15 protein-coding genes and 1 pseudogene are annotated in these 20,244 nt (G+C 67.0%); 7 read left to right on the plus strand and 9 right to left on the minus strand.

Translation table 11 applies throughout. The features are described from left to right. Nucleotides 1-18: 18 nt before the first annotated feature. On the minus strand, nt 19-579 hold the full coding sequence (locus M0765_RS14510; protein WP_258504294.1) for a phosphonate degradation HD-domain oxygenase: 561 nt from the start codon (nt 577-579) through the stop codon (nt 19-21). 228 nt (nt 580-807) lie between these two features. Here M0765_RS14510 and M0765_RS14515 point away from each other — a divergent pair, with 228 nt between their 5' ends. The 7 genes from M0765_RS14515 (at nt 808) to M0765_RS14545 (ending at nt 8,555) form a co-directional block, all read left to right on the plus strand. Further along, nucleotides 808-1,842 carry a putative 2-aminoethylphosphonate ABC transporter substrate-binding protein gene (locus M0765_RS14515; protein WP_258504295.1) on the plus strand — a complete coding sequence of 345 codons (1,035 nt, stop codon included), beginning with the start codon at nt 808-810 and terminating at the stop codon, nt 1,840-1,842. A gap of 37 nt (nt 1,843-1,879) precedes the next feature. Further along, nucleotides 1,880-2,953, plus strand: coding sequence for an ABC transporter ATP-binding protein (locus M0765_RS14520; protein ID WP_258504296.1), 1,074 nt, complete (start codon nt 1,880-1,882; stop codon nt 2,951-2,953). Between the two features lie 328 nt (nt 2,954-3,281). After that, nucleotides 3,282-4,997: a putative 2-aminoethylphosphonate ABC transporter permease subunit gene (locus M0765_RS14525; RefSeq protein WP_258504297.1), complete on the plus strand. Its 1,716-nt coding sequence runs from the start codon at nt 3,282-3,284 to the stop codon at nt 4,995-4,997. Next, on the plus strand, nt 4,997-6,148 hold the full coding sequence (locus M0765_RS14530; RefSeq protein WP_258504298.1) for a TIGR03364 family FAD-dependent oxidoreductase: 1,152 nt from the start codon (nt 4,997-4,999) through the stop codon (nt 6,146-6,148). Before M0765_RS14525 ends, M0765_RS14530 begins: the two co-directional genes overlap by 1 nt. Before the next feature lie 10 nt (nt 6,149-6,158). Next, nucleotides 6,159-6,986 carry a phosphonoacetaldehyde hydrolase gene (gene phnX, locus M0765_RS14535; RefSeq protein WP_258504299.1) on the plus strand — a complete coding sequence of 276 codons (828 nt, stop codon included), beginning with the start codon at nt 6,159-6,161 and terminating at the stop codon, nt 6,984-6,986. 78 nt (nt 6,987-7,064) lie between these two features. After that, the gene (locus M0765_RS14540) at nt 7,065-7,199 is read left to right on the plus strand and encodes a hypothetical protein (RefSeq protein WP_258504300.1); all 135 of its coding nucleotides are present in this window, start codon (nt 7,065-7,067) and stop codon (nt 7,197-7,199) included. Between the two features lie 102 nt (nt 7,200-7,301). After that, complete coding sequence (locus M0765_RS14545) at nt 7,302-8,555, plus strand: MFS transporter (protein ID WP_258504301.1); 1,254 nt, start codon at nt 7,302-7,304, stop codon at nt 8,553-8,555. Nucleotides 8,556-8,590: 35 nt separating this feature from the next. On the opposite strand, the gene M0765_RS14550 is transcribed toward M0765_RS14545, so the two are convergent. The 8 genes and pseudogenes from M0765_RS14550 to gspN all read right to left on the minus strand — a co-directional run bounded on the left by M0765_RS14550 (nt 8,591) and on the right by gspN (nt 20,243). Further along, on the minus strand, nt 8,591-10,831 hold the full coding sequence (locus M0765_RS14550) for a phosphocholine-specific phospholipase C (RefSeq protein ID WP_258504302.1): 2,241 nt from the start codon (nt 10,829-10,831) through the stop codon (nt 8,591-8,593). A 13-nt stretch (nt 10,832-10,844) separates the two neighbouring features. Beyond that, nucleotides 10,845-13,048, minus strand: a pseudogene (locus M0765_RS14555) (phosphocholine-specific phospholipase C). A 53-nt stretch (nt 13,049-13,101) separates the two neighbouring features. Beyond that, nucleotides 13,102-13,317 (minus strand): hypothetical protein, encoded by a 216-nt coding sequence (locus M0765_RS14560; protein WP_258504303.1) that lies wholly within the window; start codon nt 13,315-13,317, stop codon nt 13,102-13,104. Nucleotides 13,318-13,513: 196 nt separating this feature from the next. Then, a complete protein-coding gene (locus M0765_RS14565) occupies nt 13,514-14,413 on the minus strand; it encodes a 5'-nucleotidase (RefSeq protein ID WP_258504304.1) in 900 nt (299 codons plus the stop codon). A gap of 25 nt (nt 14,414-14,438) precedes the next feature. Further along, complete coding sequence (gspF, locus tag M0765_RS14570; RefSeq protein ID WP_258504305.1) at nt 14,439-15,674, minus strand: type II secretion system inner membrane protein GspF; 1,236 nt, start codon at nt 15,672-15,674, stop codon at nt 14,439-14,441. Nucleotides 15,675-15,689: 15 nt separating this feature from the next. Further along, a complete protein-coding gene (locus M0765_RS14575) occupies nt 15,690-17,081 on the minus strand; it encodes a GspE/PulE family protein (protein ID WP_258504306.1) in 1,392 nt (463 codons plus the stop codon). Nucleotides 17,082-17,127: 46 nt separating this feature from the next. Further along, the gene (gene gspD / locus M0765_RS14580) at nt 17,128-19,440 is read right to left on the minus strand and encodes a type II secretion system secretin GspD (protein WP_258504307.1); all 2,313 of its coding nucleotides are present in this window, start codon (nt 19,438-19,440) and stop codon (nt 17,128-17,130) included. Nucleotides 19,441-19,442: 2 nt separating this feature from the next. Further along, nucleotides 19,443-20,243, minus strand: a complete 801-nt coding sequence (gene gspN / locus M0765_RS14585) for a type II secretion system protein N (protein WP_258504308.1) — start codon at nt 20,241-20,243, stop codon at nt 19,443-19,445. Nucleotide 20,244: the final 1 nt, after the last annotated feature.

The raw sequence follows: 20,244 nt of genomic DNA on the forward strand, positions 1-20,244 counted from the left end.
CTGGCGATGCCGCGAGTCTCAATGCAGCATGACACGCGCCGCAGTCTGCAAAAAGTGCTTGAGCGGCGGCGTCTGCAGTCCGGCCACCTTGGCCTCTTCATCCCAGAGCCGCAGCCGGATTGCGTCACCCGACCAGGGATGGTCGGCAAAGCGCCGAGCGGCTTCGGCGCTCATCGGCCCGCCCTGCAGCGCCAGGCTGCGCACGGAATCGGGCGAAAGCCGCGCGAAGTAGTCGGGGCGCGTCGCGCAAAGATAGCGTTTGGCGTCCACATGCAGGCGGATCGGTTCGCGCACCTCCAGCCCGAAGGCGCCGCGCAGCACCGGCATGGCAATGTATTGGTGGCGGTCGTCGATGCCCAGTTCGGTGGGCGAACGCGAGAGCGTCTGGTGCTCTGCGATCAGCAGGTGGCCAAGGTCATGCAGCAGTGAGGCCGTGACCAGCGCGTCGTCCGCGCCGGCCTGCTCGGCCAGCCACGCGCATTGCAGCGCATGTTCGAGCTGCGACACCGGCTCGCCCGCATAGGCAACCCCGCCCCGTTCGGCGAACAGGCGGGCGATCTCGGCGAGGTCGAGTGTCATGGCTCTGAAACAAAAGACGGAAAGCGCAGGCGGCAGTGCGCGAGCTTCGGGCATTGCGGTGACAAGGGCATGACGAAGCCCTGCAAGCGCCATGCCGGAGCGCGCCTTCTGACAAATGCCTGTCACATGCCGCTGCCAGCATCGCCGCGTTCATGGCGCTTGCCGTGCGTACTTTTTTCTTCCGCATTCCTTTCCGCTTCGTCTTCTTTTCCTTCCGAGGTATTTCCCATGCTGCGTCGTTCTATCCGCTGGGCCGCCGTGCCGGCCGCTCTGCTCTCGCTGGCCTTTGCCGCTTCGGCCCAGGGCCGCACCGAACTGCTGGTGTACACCGCGCTCGAGGCCGACCAGGTGCAGGCCTACAAGGCCGCCTTCGAAAAGGAGAACCCGGCCATCGAACTGAAGTTCGTGCGCGACTCCACCGGCATCGTCACCGCCAAGCTGCTGGCCGAAAAGGCCAACCCGCAGGCCGACGTGGTGTGGGGCCTGGCCGCCACCTCGCTGATGCTGCTCGACAAGGAAGGCATGCTCCAGCCCTATGCGCCCAAGGGCCTCGACGCCATCAAGCCGACGATGCGCGACCCGGCCAATCCGCCCAAGTGGGTGGGCATGGACGTGTGGTCGTCGGCCATCTGCTTCAACACCGCCGAAGCCACGAAGAAGAGCCTGCCCAAGCCCACCAGCTGGGCCGACCTGACCAACCCGGTCTACAAGGGCCAGATCACCATGCCCAACCCCGCGGCTTCGGGCACCGGCTACCTGATGGTGTCGGGCTGGATCCAGATGATGGGCGAAGAAAAAGCGTGGAAGTACATGGACGCGCTGCACCAGAACATCGGCATCTACAGCCAGTCGGGTAGCAAGCCCTGCCGCCAGGCCGGCGCCGGCGAGTTCGCGCTCGGCATGTCGTTCGAATACCGCGCCAACAAGACCAAGCGCGACGGCGCACCCATCGACATCGTGCTGCCCAAGGAAGGCCTGGGCTGGGATATGGAAGCCACCGGCATCCTGAAGACCAGCAAGAAGCAGGACGCCGCCAAGGCGCTGGCCGACTGGGCTGTGACCAAGCAGGCCAATGAGCTGTACGCAAAGAACTTTGCGGTGCTCGCGCTCCCGGGCATCCAGGAAAAGCTGGAGTTCGTGCCGGGCGACGTGGAGAAGCTGCTCGCCAAGAACGACTTCAACTGGGCCGCCGCCAACCGCGACCGCATCCTGACGGAATGGTCGAAGCGCTACGAATCCAAGTCGGAAAAGAAGCCGATGTGATCGTGCTTGAGAACAGCACCAGCTTCAGCCCCAGCAGATGACCAGCTTTCTTTCTCTTCGCGGCATCGGCAAGTCCTTTGGCGCCACGCGGGTGCTCGACGGCATCGACCTGGATATCAAGCCGGGCGAGTTCGTCTGCCTGCTCGGACCTTCGGGCTGCGGCAAGACGACGCTGCTGCGCATCGTGTGCGGCATCGAGCGCGCCGACAGCGGGCAGATCCTGCTCGGCGGCCAGGACATCGCGGGCCTGCCGCCGGCGGCGCGCGGATTCGGCGTGGTGTTCCAGTCGTATGCGCTGTTCCCCAACCTCACGGCCGCGCAGAACATTGCCTACGGCCTGCGCCCCACAGGCGCACTGGCCCGCGAGATGGCCAAGCGCTCGCGCGAGATGCTCGACCTGGTCGGGCTGGCGGCGCATGCCGACAAGTACCCGGTGCAGCTTTCGGGCGGCCAGCAGCAGCGCGTGGCACTGGCCCGCGCGCTGGCACCCAACCCTCGCCTTCTGTTGCTCGACGAGCCGTTGTCGGCACTCGATGCGCAGGTGCGAGCAAGCCTGCGCAGTGAAATACGCTCGTTGCAAAAGCGCCTGGGCATCGTCACCATCATGGTCACGCACGACCAGGAGGAAGCCCTCTCGATGGCCGACCGCGTGGTGCTGATGCACAACGGCCGCATCGAGCAGGCCGGAACGCCCGACGAGCTCTACCGTCAGCCGCGCACCCGTTTTGTGGCGGGCTTTGTCGGCCGCATGAACATGCTGCCCGCCACGGTGCTGGCCGATGGCAAGGTGCGTGTGCGCGACAGCGAGTTGTTCTGCGCGCCGGGCAGCCTGAGCGTCGGTGCGCAGGCCACAGTGGGTATTCGGCCCGAGCATGTGGTGGTCAAGCGCTTCGGCTCGGAGTTGGGTGCCAACAGCTTTGCGGCGCGGCTGTTGGACACGGAGTTCTTCGGCAACCGGACCTCGGCCCGGCTGGCTTGCGAGCCGTTGGGCATCGAGATCGAAGCCGAGTTGCCGGCCGATGCGCGGGGCGACGGCGGGGAGCCGTTGGTGCCCAGCAGCATGGTGCATATCCAGTTGCCTTTGAATGCGCTGTCTGTTCTGGCGCATTGAATGAGTGCTTGCTTTCTGATTGCGGTGGGTCGTTCAGGGCGCGCTCCCGCCGACGGGGTACCTTTCTCCGCGAATGTCCCCCGGCCTGCGGCCTCCTCCTTTATTTCGCTGCGCAAGGCACCCCATCGACGTGAGCGTTGCAAAGAGCGGTCGTTGATCAGCGATACACCACGAGCGTGCCCCAGTGCACAGGGCATCGGGTGCTCCCCGCAGCGAAATAAAGGAGGAGCCCGAAGGGCGGGGGACATTCGCGGAGGGGAGTACCCGGTGGCCTTTGCACCCGCCCTGAACTCAACCACCGCCAATTCACGAGCGGGGTCCTGCTGACATGAGCAGCTCTCCCGAAGCCATCGCCACCATTCCAACGGTGACGCCACGCAGCAGCGCATTCGACCGCGAACGCTGGCTGACAGGCGCCGCCGTGTGGCTCGTCGTATTGCTGCTGGTCGTGATCGTCGCGTTGCCCGTCGGCGCACTGGTCGGCCAGAGCTTCTTCGATCGCACCGGTGTGTTCGTCGGCCTGGCCAACTTTGCGCGGTACCTAGAGAACCCCGCGCTGGTGCAGTCGGCTTTCAACAGCCTGGGGCTTGCCGCAATCAGTGCCGTGATCTGCACGGCCATTGCCTATGTGTACGCCTACGGCCTCACGCTCTCGTGCATGCCGGCCAAGGGCGTGCTGCGTGCAGTGGCGCTCATTCCGCTGCTTGCGCCATCACTGTTGCCGGCCATCAGCCTGGTCTATCTGTTCGGCAACCAGGGGATCTTCAAGGGGCTGCTGGGCGATGTGTCGATCTATGGCCCGCTGGGCATTGTGCTGGGGTCGGTGTTCTGGACGCTGCCGCATGCGCTGCTGATTCTCACCACCGCGATGGCCACTTCAGACGGCCGGCTCTACGAAGCGGCGCAGACGCTTGGTGCTTCCCGCTGGCGCATCTTTCGCACGGTGACGCTGCCGTCCTCCCGCTACGGTCTCATCGTGGCCTCGATGGTGGTTTTTGTGCTGGTCATCACCGACTTCGGCGTGCCGAAGGTCGTGGGCGGGCAGACCAGCGTGCTCGCCACCGACATCTACAAGCAGGTGGTCGGGCAGCAGAATTTTCAGATGGGCGCGGTGGTCGGCCTGGTGTTGTTGATTCCGGCGGTGCTCTCGTTCCTGGTCGAGCGTCGCGTGCGAAGCAAACAGGCCGCAGCGCTGTCGGCGCGCGCCACGCCTTACCGTCCAGAGCCCGTCAAGACGCGCGACCGTGCGCTGCTGGTGTTCTGCGTGCTCACGGCGTGTGCCATCCTCGTGATGATCGGCATGGCGGTGTTCGCATCGCTTGCTACCTACTGGCCCTACAAGCTCTCGCCGTCGCTCAAGAACTACGACTTCAGCAACATGGACGGCGGCGGCTGGGGCAGTTACTTCAACTCGCTGCGGCTTGCGATGTGTGCCGCGGTGGCGGGTGCGTTCGTTACCTTCATCTCGGCCTACCTGGTCGAGAAGCCGCGCCACTTCGGCCTGCCGCGCGAGCTGCTCAACCTGCTGGCCAACCTGCCGCTCGCGGTGCCGGGGCTGGTGCTCGGCGTGGGCTACATCTTCTTCTTCATCTCGCCCTCGAACCCGCTGCGCGCCATCTACGGCAGCATGACCATCCTCGTGGTGTGCACGGTGGCGCATTTCTTCTCGGTGGCGCACCTCACCTCGCTCACTGCGCTGCGCCAGCTCGACCGTGAGTACGAGCTGGTGTCCGAGTCGATGGGCGTTCCCTTCTGGCGCACGCTCTGGCGCGTGCACCTGCCGGTGGCGCTGCCCACCGTGCTCAATGTCGGCGGCTATTTCTTCGTCAACGCGATGACGACCGTGTCGGCCGTCGTGTTTCTCTACTCGCCGCAGACCACGCTGGCCGCCATTGCGGTGCTCAACATGGACGATGCCGGCGACGTGGCGCCCGCGGCCGCCATGGCCTCGCTGATCATGCTCACGGCCGCTGTCGGCCGCGGCGTGTTCGCGCTGGCAGGGCACTGGGCGCTTGCGCGAACCCAAACCTGGAGAAACCGGTAATGCCCGGACCTCGAATCGACAGCAGTAACAAGAGCAAAGACGGCTTCGACGTGATCGTCGTCGGTGCCGGCATCGTGGGCATGGCCCACGCCTATACGGCAGCCCTGCGCGGCCTCAATGTGTGCGTGGTCGAGCGCGATGCGGCCTGCATCGGCGCGTCGATCCGCAACTTCGGCTTCATCACCATCACCGGCCAGGCGCCGGGCGACACCTGGCGGCGCGCGATGCACGCCCGCGAGGTCTGGCAGCACATCGCGCCGCAGGCCGGCATCGACATCGTGCACCGCAACCTCTGGCTCGCGGCCTACCGCAGCGAAGCGCACGACGTGCTCGAGGCCTTCATGCGAACTCCCATGGGCCAAGGCTGCGAACTGCTCGATGCGGCCGATGCGCAGGGCAAGGCGCCGGCGCTGAGCCTGGCCGATGCACGCTCGGTGCTGTTCAGCCCGCACGAGCTGCGCGTGGAATCACGCACGGCCATCGGCCTGCTCGCCAAATGGCTGGCCGAAGTGCATGGCGTGGTGTTCCGCTTCGGTGAAACCGTGCACGAAGTTGAAACGCCGCGCGTGCGCACCTCGCGCGGCACGCTGCGCGGCGAGCGCGTGGTGGTGTGCACCAACACCGATCTGCACGGTCTGTTTGCCGATCGCATTGCCGCGCACGCGCTCACGTTGTGCCGGCTGCAGATGCTGCGCGTCAAGCCGGAGCCTGGCTTTCGGCTGCCGGGCTCGGTAATGATGGACCTGAGCCTGGTGCGCTACGAAGGCTACAGCAGCTTGCCCGAAGCCGCCGCCTTGCGCGCGCGGCTGCAGGAGGAAGAGGCCGCCTCGCTCGCGCACGGCATTCACCTGATCGTGGTGCAGAGTGCCGACGGTTCCTTGGTGGTCGGCGACTCGCACCACTACGGCGATGCGCCCGAGCCGTTTGCGATGGAAGAAGTCGACCAGCTCATCCTTCGCCACCTGCGCAGCACGCTCAATCTCGAAACCGCGCAGGTCACCGAGCGGTGGACCGGCGTCTATCCCTCTTCGAAGAGCGCGCCCTGCGTGATCGATGCGCCCGACGGCGCGACGCGCGTGGTGCTGGTCACCAGCGGCACCGGCGCGAGCACCGGCTTCGGTATTGCGCACGACGTATTCGAGACATGGTGAACACCCCTTTATGAACGCCCACAACCACTCCAAGCTTCAGGCCGTCGTCTTCGACTGGGCTGGCACCATCATCGACTTCGGTTCCTGCGCGCCCATGGGCGCCTTCGTCAAGCTGTTCGAAAAGTTCGGCGTGGACATCACCATTGCCGAGGCACGCGGGCCCATGGGCATGGCGAAGTGGGACCACATCAAGGCGCTGGGCACGCTGCCACGCATTGCGTCGCAGTGGAAGGCTGCGCAGGGCCACGCCTTCAGCGATGCCGATGTCGACCACCTTTACGAAGTATTCACGCCGATGAACGCCGCCAGCGTGCGCGACCATGCGGGCTTCATTCCCGGCGCGCTGGAGGCCGTGAACGCCGCGCGCGAGCGTGGCCTCAAGGTCGGTTCGACCACAGGCTACAACCGACCGATCATGGAAGTGGTGGTACCCATTGCCGCGGCCGGCGGATATGCGCCCGACAACCTCGTGTGCGCCGGCGATCTTGCCGAAGGCCGTCCCTCGCCGCTCATGATGTACCGCTGCTTTGCCGACTTGGGCGTGTGGCCGCCGCACACGGTGGTCAAGGTCGACGACACCGGCGTGGGCCTGCAGGAAGGCCTCAACGCCGGTACCTGGGCCGTGGGCCTTGCGGTGAGCGGCAACGCGACCGGACTCACGCTCGCCGAATGGCAGACGCTCGATGCTGCACAGCAGCAGGAACATCGCGAGCGCGCCACCGCGCAGCTGCAGGCCGCGGGCGCGCACTACGTCATCGACAGCGTGGCCGACCTGCCCAATGTGCTCGAAGACATCGAGCGCCGGCTGCATGGCGGCGAGCGGCCGGCGGCCGCCTGACGGCTTTTTCGATGATGCCGCGCGGCACGGCGCGGCGTCCGACTTGACTTGCCTTGCAGCGGGCATAGCATCCGCCGCATGAGAAGCACAGCCTTCGTTCTTCTGTTCTGCATCGGCCTGTTGACGGCCGGCTGCAACGACAAGCCCAAGCCGGGTGGGCCGATGCCCAAGGCTTCGGCGATTGTCGTGGTGCCGGCACTGTCCGCAGGCTGATTCGCCGCAACGGGCGCCAGGTGGCCGCGCGCCGCCGGGCATTGCGCGCTCGCGTCCATGCGTCTTCGCATCCGGGGGTATTCTCGGTGCGGAGAAAAAACAATGAGAACACCAGAGACAACCACCCATCAGGCCGATTCGCGCTATGCCATGCTGCGGCTCGGCATCACCCTGCTGGTCATGACGGTCGGCAGCAGCGGCATGTACGTGGTGTCGGTGATGCTGCCTGCCGTGCAGGCCGAGTTCGGCGTTGCGCGTGCCGATGCTTCGCTGCCATACACCCTGTTGATGCTCGGCTTCGGCGTGGGCGGCGTGCTGATGGGGCGATTGGCCGATCGCTTCGGTGTGATGTGGCCCTTGCTGATCGGCGCATTGAGCCTCGGTGTCGGCTATGTGGCGTGCGGCATGGCCAACAGCATCGTCGCTTTCATCGCGGCGCAGGCGGTGCTGGTCGGGCTGCTCGGCAGCGCCGCGGCGTTTGCGCCGCTGGTGGCCGACACATCGCTGTGGTTCGTCAAGCGGCGCGGCATTGCGGTGGCGGTGTGCGCAAGCGGGAACTACGTGGCCGGCGCCATCTGGCCGCCCATTGCACAGCATTTCATCGAGACGGTCGGCTGGCGCCAGACCTACATCGGCATGGGCATTTTCTGCGGCCTGGCGATGGCGGCGCTCGCGCTGTTCTTTCGTGCACGGCCGCCGGCATTGGCCGCCGCGCCGACCGGCGCAACATCCGGCGCGGCGCCGGTGCGCAACATGATGCGGCCCTTCGGCCTCAGCACGGGCACGGCCCAGGGCCTGCTGTGCGTGGCGGGCGTGGCCTGCTGCGTGGCCATGGCAATGCCGCAGGTCCACATCGTGGCCTATTGCGGCGACCTCGGCTACGGCGCCGCGCGGGGTGCGCAGATGCTGTCTCTGATGCTGGGCTTCGGCGTGGTGAGCCGGCTGGTGTCGGGTGCCATCTGCGATCGCATCGGCGGGCTGCGAACGCTGCTGCTGGGCGGCGTGCTGCAGTGCGTGGCGCTGCTGCTGTTCCTGCCGTTCGACGGGCTGGTGCCGCTGTATGTGATCTCGGCGCTGTTCGGCCTGTTCCAGGGCGGGCTCGTGCCGTCTTACGCAATCATCGTGCGCGAGCACTTTCCGCCCGCGGAAGCAGGCGCGCGCGTGGGCACGGTGCTGATGTTCACGCTCTTCGGCATGGCGCTGGGCGGCTGGATGTCGGGCAAGATATTCGACCTGACCGGCAGCTACCACGCAGCGTTCCTGAACGGCATTGGGTGGAACCTGCTGAACGTCAGCATCGCGGCGCTGCTGACGTTCAGGGTTCGCAAGCTGTGGCTTCGCACCGCGGCGGCGTAGCGCGCAACGCCCGCGCCGCCGCGATGCAAGGCTCGTCAGAGATCTGACAGGCCCATCGCCGGATCGCTCACCGTGTGCTTGCCGGTTTCCACACGGCCTGCAAAGCGGCGCAGGTAGCCGGGGTCGGCATCGCAGGTGACCGCGAAGTCGTACCACTGGCCGCTGGTGGCAAGCTCCCAGTGCTGTTCGGCCGTGGCGCCGCCGTCGACGGTCGAAATCCACGGGCCGTCATTGCGGTAAGCCTTGGCGCTCACAGTGAACTTGCAGCTCTTTGTTCCGCCGTTGCGCATGTCGAGATAGACGTTGCCGTTGGCAATGTCGTAGCACACACGCACTTCAGGGATCGCGCCACTGGTGCGCAGCGCGTCCAGGTTGCCCTTGAAGTGGCGGTGAAAGCCGTTGGGGCCGAGCACCCACAGGTCGTAGAAGCCGCTGTTGTCGACGGCCGCATTCCAGGTGTCGTCGAGTGTCTTGCCGGATTCCACCGTGTAGCGCCGCGGCAGGCGACCGAGGTTGAGCTTGTCGTACACGTGGAACACCGCGCCCGCCTTGCCTGTGTTCGAGAACAGCAATTGCACCGTACCGGCAGCCGCGTCGGCGCGCGCGCTGGCATGCAGCTCGTACGGCAGCGCGCGCGAGGGGCGCGTGCCGGTCGGTTGGCGTGGCAGTTGGGGGTCGATAGGCAGCGGTACCTGGCCCAGCGCCTCCTGGCTCAGCCGAAGCTGGTCGGCCTGGTCGCGGGTGCTGCGGCCTGCCAGCGTGGGCAGAGGCTCGTCGTTCGGGTTGGCAAAGTTGAAGGCGCTGGTGAGGTCGCCGCACACCGTGCGCCGGAACGCGCCGATGTGGGGCTCCTTCACGCCGAAGCGCGCTTCGATGAAGCGGATCACCGACGTGTGGTCGAAGGCCTGCGAGTTGACCCAGCCGCCGCGGCTCCATGGCGAGATCACGTACATCGGCACGCGCGGGCCGGGGCCGTAGACGCGTCCGTCGGGCGCAGGCTGCTTGGTGCTACCGGGCGGCGCCGCCTGGGTGAAGTACTCAGGAGCCAGGTCCGCAGCGGGCAGCGTGGTCTTGCCGGCAAAGGTGCCGTCGCCGACCGGAGATGGCGCCGAAGGAGAGGGCATGTGGTCGAAGTAGCCGTCGTTCTCGTCGAAGTTGACGAGCAGCACGGTCTTGCTCCAGACCTCGGGCACGGCCGTGAGTGCGTCCAGCACCTCTTGCAGGAACCATGCGCCTTGCACCGGGCTCGACGGGCCCGGGTGCTCGCAGTAGGCGGAGGGGGCATTGATCCAGCTCACCTGCGGCAGGCGGCCTTCCTCGATGTCGCGTCGGAACGCGTCAAGGTATTGCTCTGGCGCCGTGCCCGGCAGCGTGTTGGCAATGCCTTTGTAGAGCGGGTTGCCCGGGTTGTCGCTGGCCGGATCGTAGGCGTGGAAGGGTATCTGCTGGCCAGTGTCGGAAAAGGGCGCGTTGAAGTACCCGCTGGTCACCGGATAGGGTGATGCGCGGTTGGCACTCCTGAACTGCCGAAACGCGCCCAGCATGTTGTCGCCCCATTCGTCGGGCATGTTCTGGTACGAGATCCAACTCACGCCGGCGTCCTCGAGCCGCTCGGCGTAGGTCTTCCACGTGTAGCCGGTGTTGACCGCGGCGGGAGCGGCGTCCAGCCAGTCCCATTCGTTGGTGACGAAGGCCACATTCTGCGCGGTCGGCCCGTTGGTGCCGGTGAGGTGAAAGGCCCGGTTCGCATCGGTGCCGGTGTGCATGCTGCAGTGGTACGCATCGCAAAGCGTGAAGGCGTTGGCCAGCGCAAACTGGAACGGGATCTCCGCCTCCTTGTGGTAGCCCATGGCCTTGGTGGTCTTGTAGCGCGGCCACTGGTACATGCGGCCGGCGTCCCAGGCGTTCTGGCTGTCTGCCCAGTCGTGGGGCGTGCCGCCGTCGCGCTGCGCGTTGCCCTTGCGGCTGTCCAGGTGGTAGGGCAGCACCAGCTTTCCGCTGCCGTCGGTCTGCTGCCACACGTTCAGGCCCTTGGGCAGCGGAATGGTGAACCGGTCGCCGAAGCCGCGCACGCCCATGAGCGTGCCGAAGTAGTGGTCGAACGAACGGTTCTCCTGCATCAGGACGACGATGTGCTCGACGTCCTGGATGGTGCCGGTCTTGTTGTTGGCGGGAATGGCCAGCGCACGGCGAATGCTCGGCGGAAAGGCCGAGACCGCGAGCGCCGCGGCGCCTGTGGTGGCGGCGCCTGTGAGAAATCTGCGGCGTGAGTTCATTGCGCGTGCAGCCTCACAGGTCGGCCAGGCCCATGGCGGGGTCGCTCACCGAGTGCTTGCCGGTTTCGACGCGGCCTGCAAAGCGGCGCACGAGGCTCGTGTCGGCATCGCAGGTCACGGCAAAGTCGTACCACGCGCCGCTGCTTGCCAGGTCCCAGTGCAGTTCGGCCTTGGCGCCGCCCGCCACCGTCGCGGTCCACGGACCGTCGGTGCGGTAGGCCTTGGCGCGCACGGTGAACTTGCAGGCATTCTTGCCGCCGTTGAGCATTTCCAGGTACACGTTGCCGTTGGCAATGTCGTAGCACACGCGCACTTCAGGCGCGGCCGCGTCGCCGCTGCGGAGCGCGTTCAGGTCGCCCTTGAAGTGGCGATGAAAGCCATTCGGCCCGAGCACCCACAGGTCGTAGAAGCCGCTGTTGTCGCTCATCGAGTTCCACGTGTCATCCAGTGTCTTGCCGGGCTCGACCATGTAGCGGCGCGGCAGGCGGTCTAGGTTGAGCTTGTCGTACACGTGGAACACCGCGGCGGCCGTGCCGGTGTTGGCAAACAGCAGCTGGACCTTTCCGCCGATGGCGTCGATGCGGGCGCTCGTGTGCAGCTCGTAGGGCAGCGCGCGCGAAGGGCGCGTGCCTTTGGCTTGAGCGGCAGTTGCGGCAGCGCCGGAAACGGCACCTGCGAAAGTGCCTGTTGATCCGCACGCAGTTGATCGGCCTGCGCCTTGGTCTTGCGGCCTGCGAGCGTCGGCAGCGCTTCGTCGTTGGGCGACACAAAGTTGAAGGCGCTGGTGAGATCGCCGCACACCGCGCGGCGGAAACCGCTGATGTTGGTTTCCTTCACTCCGAAGCGCGACTCGATGAAGCGCAGCACCGAGGTGTGGTCGAACGCCTGTGAGTTGACCCAGCCGCCACGGCTCCAGGGTGACACCACATACATCGGCACGCGCACGCCCGGGCCGTAGACGCGGCCGTCGGGCGGGGGCTGGTCGGTGGTGCCGGGCGGACTCGGGTGATTGAAGTATTCGGGCGTGAGCGCTTCGAGCGGCAGCGTGGTTTTTCCGGCAGGCGTTCCGTCGGCGTTGATCGAGGGCGCAGCCGGCGAAGGCACGTGGTCGAAGTAGCCGTCGTTCTCGTCGAAGTTGATGAAGAGCACCGTCTTGCTCCACACCTCGGGCACCGCGGTGAGCGCGTCCAGCACTTCCTGGGTGTACCAGCCGCCCTGCACCGGGCTCGAAGGGCCGGGGTGCTCGGAATAGGACGCGGGCGCGACGATCCACGACACCTGGGGCAGCTTGCCGTTCTTGATGTCCTGGCGGAACTGCTCGAGAAAGCCGCCGTCGGGCATGGTGTTGGCAATGCCCTTGTAGAGCGGGTTGCCGGCGTCGTCGCTGGCCGGGTCGTAGGCAGGCGAGATGGCGTTGCCACTCACTGGCTTGCCGGAGGCTTCGTTGGCAAGGCGGTATTGCTTGAAGCCGGCCAGCGAGTTGTCGGTGAAGTTGTCGGGCATGTTCTGGTAGACGATCCAGCTGACCTTGGCTTCCTGCAGGCGCTCGGGGTAGGTCTTCCAGCTGTAGCCATTGGCGGAGCTGTCGATACCGTCCCATTCGTTGTTGACCGTGGCCACGTTCGCGCCCGTGGGGCCGTTGGTGCCGGTCCAGAGGAACATGCGGTTCGAATTGGTGCCGGTGTGCATGCTGCAGTGGTATGCGTCGCAGAGCGTGAAGGCGTTGGCCAACGCAAACTGGAAGGGCAGTTCCGCCTCTTGGAGGTAGCCCATCGATTGGGTGAAAGGCGCCGTCTTGGTTTTCTTGTACTTCACCCATTCATGCATGCGCCCGCCGGCCCATGCGTCCTGACCGTCGCTCCAGCTGTGCGGCGTGCCGGCCACGCGTTGCGCATTGCCCTTCGAACCGTCGAGGTGGTAGGGCAGCACTTCCTTGCCGGTGTCGTCCAGTTGCTGCCACACGCTGCGGCCGTTGGGCAGCGGAATGGTGAAGCGGTCGCCGAAGCCTCGCACGCCCATGAGCGTGCCGAAGTACTGGTCGAACGAACGGTTCTCCTGCATCAGGATGACGATGTGCTCGACGTCTTGAATGGTGCCGGTCTTGTTGTTGGCGGGAATGGCGAGCGCGCGGCGGATGCTGGGTGGAAAGGCGGCGAGTGCGAGCGCGGCGGCGCCGGTGGTGGCCGTGCCCTGCAGGAATTTGCGGCGTGAGTTCATGGTCTTGTTGTGTTTGGTCATGAGGAGATGCGGTGGGCGTTGCGCGGGTGCGCTCAAGGTGCGCAGCGCATCTCGGGCTTCACGCCCGTGTCGGGTGCGGGCGGGTTCGGATTGGCGGGCAGTTCGGGATTGGTGGGCGTGGTGGGCGCGCCGGTGCCGGGCGGGAAGCCGGAGAAGCCGCCGCCTCCATCGCCGCCGCCGCAGGCGGAAAGGGCGCAGGCCAGGGCCAGTGCGGAAAAGAGCCGCACGGAGGGGAAGGAGAGTCGCATGGTGGGTTCCTTGGTGTTGTCGTGTATGGACGGTCGGATGCGACGAAAAAAAGGCGCCATGAAGGCACCGCGCACCGGACAGACCGCAAGACTAGGGAAAACCCGTTACACCGCCATGAAGGAGCGATGACAAGGCTGAAGCGCTGGTCGCGCCAAGGGGGCGGAGCGCCGCGAAGGCGCCCGCTCCGCGAGAGGCTCAGCCCTCGTTGCTGATGCCGCTGGAGACGTGGCCCGCGGGCACGTGGCGTGCCGCGGCGTCGACGTGGCCGGTCTGGTCGTCGAAGAAGAAGTCGGGTTCGAACTCGCGCAGGAATTCGCCCTTGGGCAGGCCGCCGAGGAACATCGCTTCGTCGACGCGGATGTTCCACTTCATCAGCGTGCGGATGGCGCGCTCGTGTGCGGGCGCGCTGCGGGCCGTGACCAGCGCGGTGCGGATGCGCATCTGCGCATTGCCCGCCATCTGCAGGCGATGCAGCGCAGACAGCAGCGGCTTGAACGGGCCTTCGGGCAGCGGCAGGTCGGCCTTGCTGAGCTCGTGCGCCTGGAAGGCGTCCAGGCCCTCGGCCTGGAACACGCGCTCGGCTTCGTCGGAGAACAGCACCGCGTCGCCGTCGAAGGCAATGCGCACTTCGTTGGGCCAGGCATCGCTGGCCTTGACCGATTCGACCAGCACCCGCGCGGCCGGAAAGCCGGCGTTGAGCGCCTCGCGCACGTCTTGCGCATTGACCGACAGGAACAGATGCGCGCGCAGCGGCCGCAGGTAGCCGAAGGGCGGGCGGCCCTGGGTGAACACGCCGCGCTGCAGCTTGATGTCGGCGGCCGCGCTGGAGCGGAAGATGCGCATGCCAGAGACGGGATCGTTGCGCGAAAGAATGACCACCTCGACACGCTGCACGCCGTCGTCGTTGAAGCGCAGCAGCTTGCGGATCAGCGAATACGCGATGCCGGGCGCGGCCGGCACGTCGATGCGGTCGAGCTGCAGCTTCATGTAGCCCTCGTTGTCGCCGGCCTCGAAGATCTTGTTTTCTTCTTCGAGGTTGAACAGCGCGCGCGACGATATCGCGACCACGAGCTTGTCTTCGAGCGTGACGGGCATGAGGTTTCGGGCTTCTTGGCGGGCGTTACTTGACGAACTGGTTCAGCTGGATGATAGGCAGCATTACCGCCAGCACAATGAGCATCACCACGCCGCCCATGGCCACGATCAACAGGGGTTCGAGAATGGTGGCCAGGTGCATCGCGCGGCGCTGCACTTCGGCGCCGAGCTGGTTGGCCGCGCGTTGCAGCATCAGCGGCAGCGTGCCGGTCTGTTCGCCAAGGCGGGCGAACATCGACACCAGCCCCGGAAAGCGCTTTTTCTGCGCCAGCGCCGAGGCGAGCGGCGCGCCTTCGCGCACCAGCACCAGCGCATCGAGCGCATCCGCGCGCATTGCGCGGTTGCCGAGCGTTTCGGAAGCGGCCTGCAGCGCGCGCAGGATGGGTACGCCGGCGGTCGCGAGCATGGCCAGCGTGCTTGCGAAGCGCGCCGCGTTGTAGCCGCGCGCGAGCTTGCCGACCAGCGGCAGCTTGAGCCAGGCGGCATCGAACTTCAGGCGAAACGCTTCTTGCGCCAACGCCAGGCGGGCGGCAATGGCGGCGAACACCACACCGCCCACCATCCACCAGCCGTAGTTGCGCACACCCGCGCTCAGCGACAGCATCACCGTGGTGAGAAAAGGCAGCGAGCGCTTGGTGCCCGCGAACACCTGCGCCACCTGCGGCACCACATAGCTCACGAGAAAGATCACGATCACGATCGCCACCAGCGTGACGATGGCCGGGTACAGCGCCGCGCCGACGAGCTTTTGCTGCAGCGCCTGCCGCTCTTCGAGATCGTCGGCCAGGCGGTCGAGCACGAGGCCGAGGTTGCCGCTCTGCTCGCCCGCGCCGATCACGGCCGTGTAGATGGCCGAGAACTCGCGCGGATGGGCCGCGAGTGCACGCGCGAAGGGCGAGCCTGCGTTGACTTCGGCGCGCAGCGACGCGACGAGATTGCGCTGCGGCTCGGTTTCGGCTTCGTCGGTGAGTGCGGTCAGCGCGCGCTCGAGCGGCAGGCCCGAAGACACCAGCCCCGCGAGCTGGCGCGTCCACACCGCGAGTCCGGTGGAGCTGAAGATTCTTGCGCCGCCGCCGAGCCACCGGCGCAGTCCCCCGTTCCCCGTGGCATTGACGTGGCTGCTGCCGACCGGCGTGACCGACAGCGGAATGAGCGCCTGCGCGCGCAGCAGGCTGCGGGCGCTGCGCGCAGTGTCGGCCTCGAGCACGCCTTCGCGCGACTGGCCGCTGGCATCGATGGCTTCGAAGGAATAGGCGGGCATGGCAGAGCGAAGAGATTATTCGCGCGTGACCCGCACCAGCTCGGCGCGCGAAGTGATGCCGGCTTGCACCAGCCGTTCGCCGTCCTCGCGCATGGAGCGCAGGCCACCGCGCGCGCCGGCCTCGAAGAGCTGGCTCTCCGCTGCCTTGCCGTGGATGAGCGCCTGCACTTCGTCGTCGGCCACCAGCAACTCGAAGATGCCGGTGCGGCCCTGGTAGCCAGTCTGACCGCAGACCTCGCAGCCGGCGCCGCCGCAGGCCGTGCAGACCTTGCGCACCAGGCGCTGGGCAAGCACGCCCAGCAGTGACGAACTCAGCAGGAAAGGCTCCACGCCCATGTCGGTCAGGCGCGTGACGGCGCTGACCGAGTCGTTGGTGTGCAGCGTGGCGAGCACCAGGTGGCCGGTGAGCGAGGCCTGAATGGCGATCTGCGCAGTTTCGAAGTCGCGGATTTCGCCGATCATGATCACGTCCGGGTCCTGCCGCAGGATGGCACGCAGGGCCTTCGCAAACGTGAGCTCGATCTTGGCGTTGATCTGCGTCTGGCCCACGCCTGGCAGCTCGTACTCGATGGGGTCTTCCACCGTCATGATGTTGCTGCGGCTCGCGTCGAGCCGGGCCAGCGCGGCGTACAGCGTGGTGGTCTTGCCCGAGCCGGTAGGCCCGGTCACCAGGATGATGCCGTGCGGCTGTGCGATGAGGCGCTCGAAGCGCTCCAGCGTGTCGCCCTGCATGCCGACCGATTCGAGCGTGAGCTTCGATTCGGTCTTGTCCAGCAGGCGCAGCACCGCGCGCTCGCCGTGGGCGCTTGGCAGCGTGGAAACGCGCACGTCGACCGCGCGCGTGCCGATGCGAAGGCTGATGCGTCCGTCCTGCGGCAGCCGCTTCTCGGAGATGTCGAGGTCGGCCATGATCTTCAGTCGCGAGATCAGCGCGGCGTGCAGCGCGCGGTTGGGCTGCACCACCTCGCGCAGCGTGCCGTCGATGCGAAAGCGCACCGACGAAGTGCGCTCGTAGGGCTCGATGTGGATGTCGCTCGCACCGTCGCGCGCGGCCTGCGTGAGCAGCGCGTTGAGCATGCGGATGATGGGCGCATCGCCTGCGCTTTCCAGCAGGTCTTCGACCGCCGGCAACTCCTGCATCATGCGCGAGAGGTCGGCGTCGCTCTGCACCTCGCTCACCACCGCGGCGGCGCTCGATTCGCCTTGCGCATAGGCCGCGCTGATGCGCTGCGCGAGCGGGCCATCGGCCAGCACTTCGAAAGCCTGCACGCCGTATTTGCGCGTGACTTCGCCGAGCGCGCTGCGCGAGGGATGGCTCGACATCCACAGCGTGTAGCGGCCGTCGTCGGCCTCTTCGAGCAGCAGCTGCTGGCTGCGTGCGAACGCGTAGGGCAGGGGGTGGCGCATGGGCAGGATCGGCGGTGCGTTTTCGTAAAGGCGGCGGGCCGGGGCTTCAGGGCAGTTCGCGCGAACTGGTCGGGTCGGCCGTGGGCGGCAAGGCACCGCGCAGTGGGCTCGGGCGCAGGCTGCGCGTGTCGGCCGGCGGACGCGGCGGCGGAATGAGCTGCGTGCCCTGGATGCGCTCGCTGCTGCTGCTTGTGCGGTCGGGGCGCGGCGCGGGTGCTTCGGGCAGCACGGGCGCGGAATCGACGCCGCGCAGCATGATGTTGTCGGTGTTCGGCTGCGCGCGCTGCTGCATGCCGCGGATCTCGTCGTAGCGGTCGTACGAAAACGCCTCGGTCGAGGCGCCGTCGCGCATGACTGCGGGGCGCAGGAACATCATCAGGTTGCTCTTGTTGCGCGTACGGATCTCGTTCTTGAACAGGTTGCCGAGCACCGGAATGTCGCCCGCCAACGGAACCTTCTCGACCGTGTTGCCGTAGTCGTCCGACAGCAGCCCGCCGAGCATGACCAGGCCGCCGTCTTCCACCAGCACACTCGATTCGATGGAGCGCTTGTTGGTGGTCGGGCCGTTGGGGTTGTTGATGGTGTTGCCGTCGACCGTCGAGGTCTCCTGGAAGATGGTCATCTTCACGGTGCCGTTCTCGTTGATGGTCGGGCGTACGCGCAGCGTGAGGCCCACGTCCTTGCGCTCCACCGTGGTGAACGGGTTGATGCCCACCGAGCCCGAGGTGCTCGCGTACTGGCCGGTGACGAAAGGCACGTTCTGGCCGATGACGATCTTGGCCTCTTCGTTGTCCAGCGTCAGCAGGTTGGGCGTCGAGAGCACATTGGCGTCGCCGTCGCTGGTGAAGAAGTTCGCAATCGCGCCCAGGATGTACTGCCCGCCGATCTTGCCGGCGATGGCGAGGTTCAGCCCCGACGACGGCCGCACGTTGGCCACGTCGCGCGTGGCCAGGGCCTGCGTCAGCGCCAGGATGTTGGCGCTCGCAAGGCTCGAATTGGTGCCGATGACCGCGTTGTTGCCCAGCGCGCTCTGCCACTGCACGCCGAAGTTGGCGGCCTTCTTGGCGCTGACCTCGACGATCAGCGCCTCGATCATCACTTGGGCGCGCCGGCCGTCGAGCTTGTCGATCACCGCGCGCATCTGCCGGTATTGCGGCTCGGGCGCGGTGATGATCAGCGAGTTGGTCGAGGGGTCGGCCTGGATCTGCCCGCCGGTCGAGGGCTGGTTGGCGTTGTTCAGCGGCGCATTGGCGGCCGCCGAGCCGCCGCCCTGGCCGCTGAGGCTCGTCTGCTGCATGGCCTGCGGAATGTTGGCTTGCGGCTGCGGCTGGCCGCCACCGCCCGCGGCGCCGGGCGAGCCTGGCGTGCCGGGCAGCTGGTTGGCGGCCATGGCGGCGCGCAGCGTGGCCGCAAGGCGCACGGCATCGGCGTTCTTGAGGTACACCACGTAGATGTTGCCGGCCGCGCCGTTGCTGCTTTCAGCGGGCGCGCGGTCGAGCTTTTCGACCAGCGTACGCACCAGCGCCGCGCGCGCCGGATTGGCCGCGCGCAGGATCAGCGCATTGCTGCGCGGGTCTGCCAGCAGGGTGGTGCGGAACGATGCGTCGGCCGTGCCCGGTGCGGCGGCGCCGGGAGCGCCCGAGCCGCTGCCGTCGACAAGGCGAGTGATCAGCGGCAGCATGTCGGTGGCAATGGAGTGCTTGAGCGGGATCACCTCGATGTCCGACGCGTTGGGCACGTCGAGCGCCGCGATGATGCGGCTCAGGCGGCGCATGTTGTCCGCATAGTCGGTGATCACGAGCGAGTTGTTGCCCGGGTTCACGTTGATGGTGTTGTTGGGCGGAATGAGCGGGCGCAGCACCGGCAGCAGGCTGTTGGCGGACTCGTAGTTGAGCCTGAAGATCTGCGTGACGATCTGGTTGCCGGCCACCGCGCCGGCGCTGGGCGTGGCGGTGTTGACGGTCTGGGTCTGCAGCTTGGCGTCGGCCTCGGGCACGACCTTGTAGAGCCCTTCGGACTCGACCACTGCGAAGCCCTGCAGGCGCAGCGCGGAAGCGAACTGGTTGAACGCGGCGGCCGGCGCAATGGCGCGGTCCGTCACCAGATTCATCGTGCCCTTGACGCGCGGGTCGACCACCACGTCGCGGCCGGTCACCACCGCCATGGTGCGTGCCACGGCCTCGATGTCGGCATTGGCGAAGTTGAGCGTGATGGGTTCGCCCCGGCGCGGCGCATCGGGGCTCGCGGCTTGCGCGAAGGCGGGCGGCACGGCCTGCAGGAAGGTGGCGGCGATCAGCATCTGCGCTGCGAGTGCAACGATGCCGAGGCGGCTGCCGTGCGAAGTCAATGGCTTCATCATGATCAACCCAGGGTGATGATCGAACGCGTGTTGTCACGCCGTCCGATGATGTTCAACAAATTGGAAAGTGCGTCTTCGCGGCCGGGTGCGGCACTGGCTTCGCCGTTGAAGCGAAAGGCCGTGCCGTTCCAGCTGCCGCTGCCGTTCAGCTGCAGGCTGCCTTCGCGCGTGCTCAGCAGCAGGCTCGGCCGGCTGCCGCCTTCGAGCGTGAGGCGGTAGCTGCCCATCGGCTTCAGGGTCGAGAGGCTCGACGACACATCGGTGGCGTCGAGCGTGGCCTGGCCCGCGATGCGCAGTACGGGGCCGTCCCACTGCATCGACAGGGCCTTGGTGGAAAGATCGAGCGTGCCCTCGAGCTTGAGCGTATTCCAGGGCGCGCCCAGGCCCGTCAGCAAGGTGGCGGGCCAGCGGGAACTGCCGTCGCCCCACTGCAGCTGCATGCCGTCCGCGCGAGGGCTGGCCTTGAGCTGCAGCGGCCGGGCCGCGCAGCAGGGCAGGTCGAGCACGGCGAACATGCCGTTCCAGGTCGGCCGCATGCGCCAGTTGAGCGAACCGGGCAGCGACACCGCCTCGGCGCCGCCCGCACCGCTTGCAAGAACAACCGCCGCCGCGCCGTTCCAGACCGTGCCGCGCGGGTTGACAAGCAGCAGCCGGCCCTGGCTCCAGTTGGAAAGTGCCGAGGCCAGCCACCGGGCCGGTGCGAACAGAACGAGCGCGAGCAGTGCGCCGATCACGATGCCCAGCAAGGCCCAGCGCCAGCCGCGGCGCGGCGTGGGTTCGGAAAGGGAAGAGCGCGTCACCATG

It is taken from the genome of Variovorax sp. S12S4 (assembly GCF_023195515.1).
Taxonomy (GTDB): Bacteria; Pseudomonadota; Gammaproteobacteria; order Burkholderiales; family Burkholderiaceae_C; genus Variovorax.

Bases quoted from the DNA above. Each gene is read 5' to 3' on its own strand.
- M0765_RS14510 (WP_258504294.1), bottom strand. From the start codon at position 579: ATGACACTCGACCTCGCCGAGATCGCCCGCCTGTTCGCCGAACGGGGC.
- M0765_RS14515 (WP_258504295.1), top strand. From the start codon at position 808: ATGCTGCGTCGTTCTATCCGCTGGGCCGCCGTGCCGGCCGCTCTGCTC.
- M0765_RS14520 (WP_258504296.1), top strand. From the start codon at position 1,880: ATGACCAGCTTTCTTTCTCTTCGCGGCATCGGCAAGTCCTTTGGCGCC.
- M0765_RS14525 (WP_258504297.1), top strand. From the start codon at position 3,282: ATGAGCAGCTCTCCCGAAGCCATCGCCACCATTCCAACGGTGACGCCA.
- M0765_RS14530 (WP_258504298.1), top strand. From the start codon at position 4,997: ATGCCCGGACCTCGAATCGACAGCAGTAACAAGAGCAAAGACGGCTTC.
- phnX (WP_258504299.1), top strand. From the start codon at position 6,159: ATGAACGCCCACAACCACTCCAAGCTTCAGGCCGTCGTCTTCGACTGG.
- M0765_RS14540 (WP_258504300.1), top strand. From the start codon at position 7,065: ATGAGAAGCACAGCCTTCGTTCTTCTGTTCTGCATCGGCCTGTTGACG.
- M0765_RS14545 (WP_258504301.1), top strand. From the start codon at position 7,302: ATGAGAACACCAGAGACAACCACCCATCAGGCCGATTCGCGCTATGCC.
- M0765_RS14550 (WP_258504302.1), bottom strand. From the start codon at position 10,831: ATGAACTCACGCCGCAGATTTCTCACAGGCGCCGCCACCACAGGCGCC.
- M0765_RS14560 (WP_258504303.1), bottom strand. From the start codon at position 13,317: ATGCGACTCTCCTTCCCCTCCGTGCGGCTCTTTTCCGCACTGGCCCTG.
- M0765_RS14565 (WP_258504304.1), bottom strand. From the start codon at position 14,413: ATGCCCGTCACGCTCGAAGACAAGCTCGTGGTCGCGATATCGTCGCGC.
- gspF (WP_258504305.1), bottom strand. From the start codon at position 15,674: ATGCCCGCCTATTCCTTCGAAGCCATCGATGCCAGCGGCCAGTCGCGC.
- M0765_RS14575 (WP_258504306.1), bottom strand. From the start codon at position 17,081: ATGCGCCACCCCCTGCCCTACGCGTTCGCACGCAGCCAGCAGCTGCTG.
- gspD (WP_258504307.1), bottom strand. From the start codon at position 19,440: ATGATGAAGCCATTGACTTCGCACGGCAGCCGCCTCGGCATCGTTGCA.
- gspN (WP_258504308.1), bottom strand. From the start codon at position 20,243: ATGGTGACGCGCTCTTCCCTTTCCGAACCCACGCCGCGCCGCGGCTGG.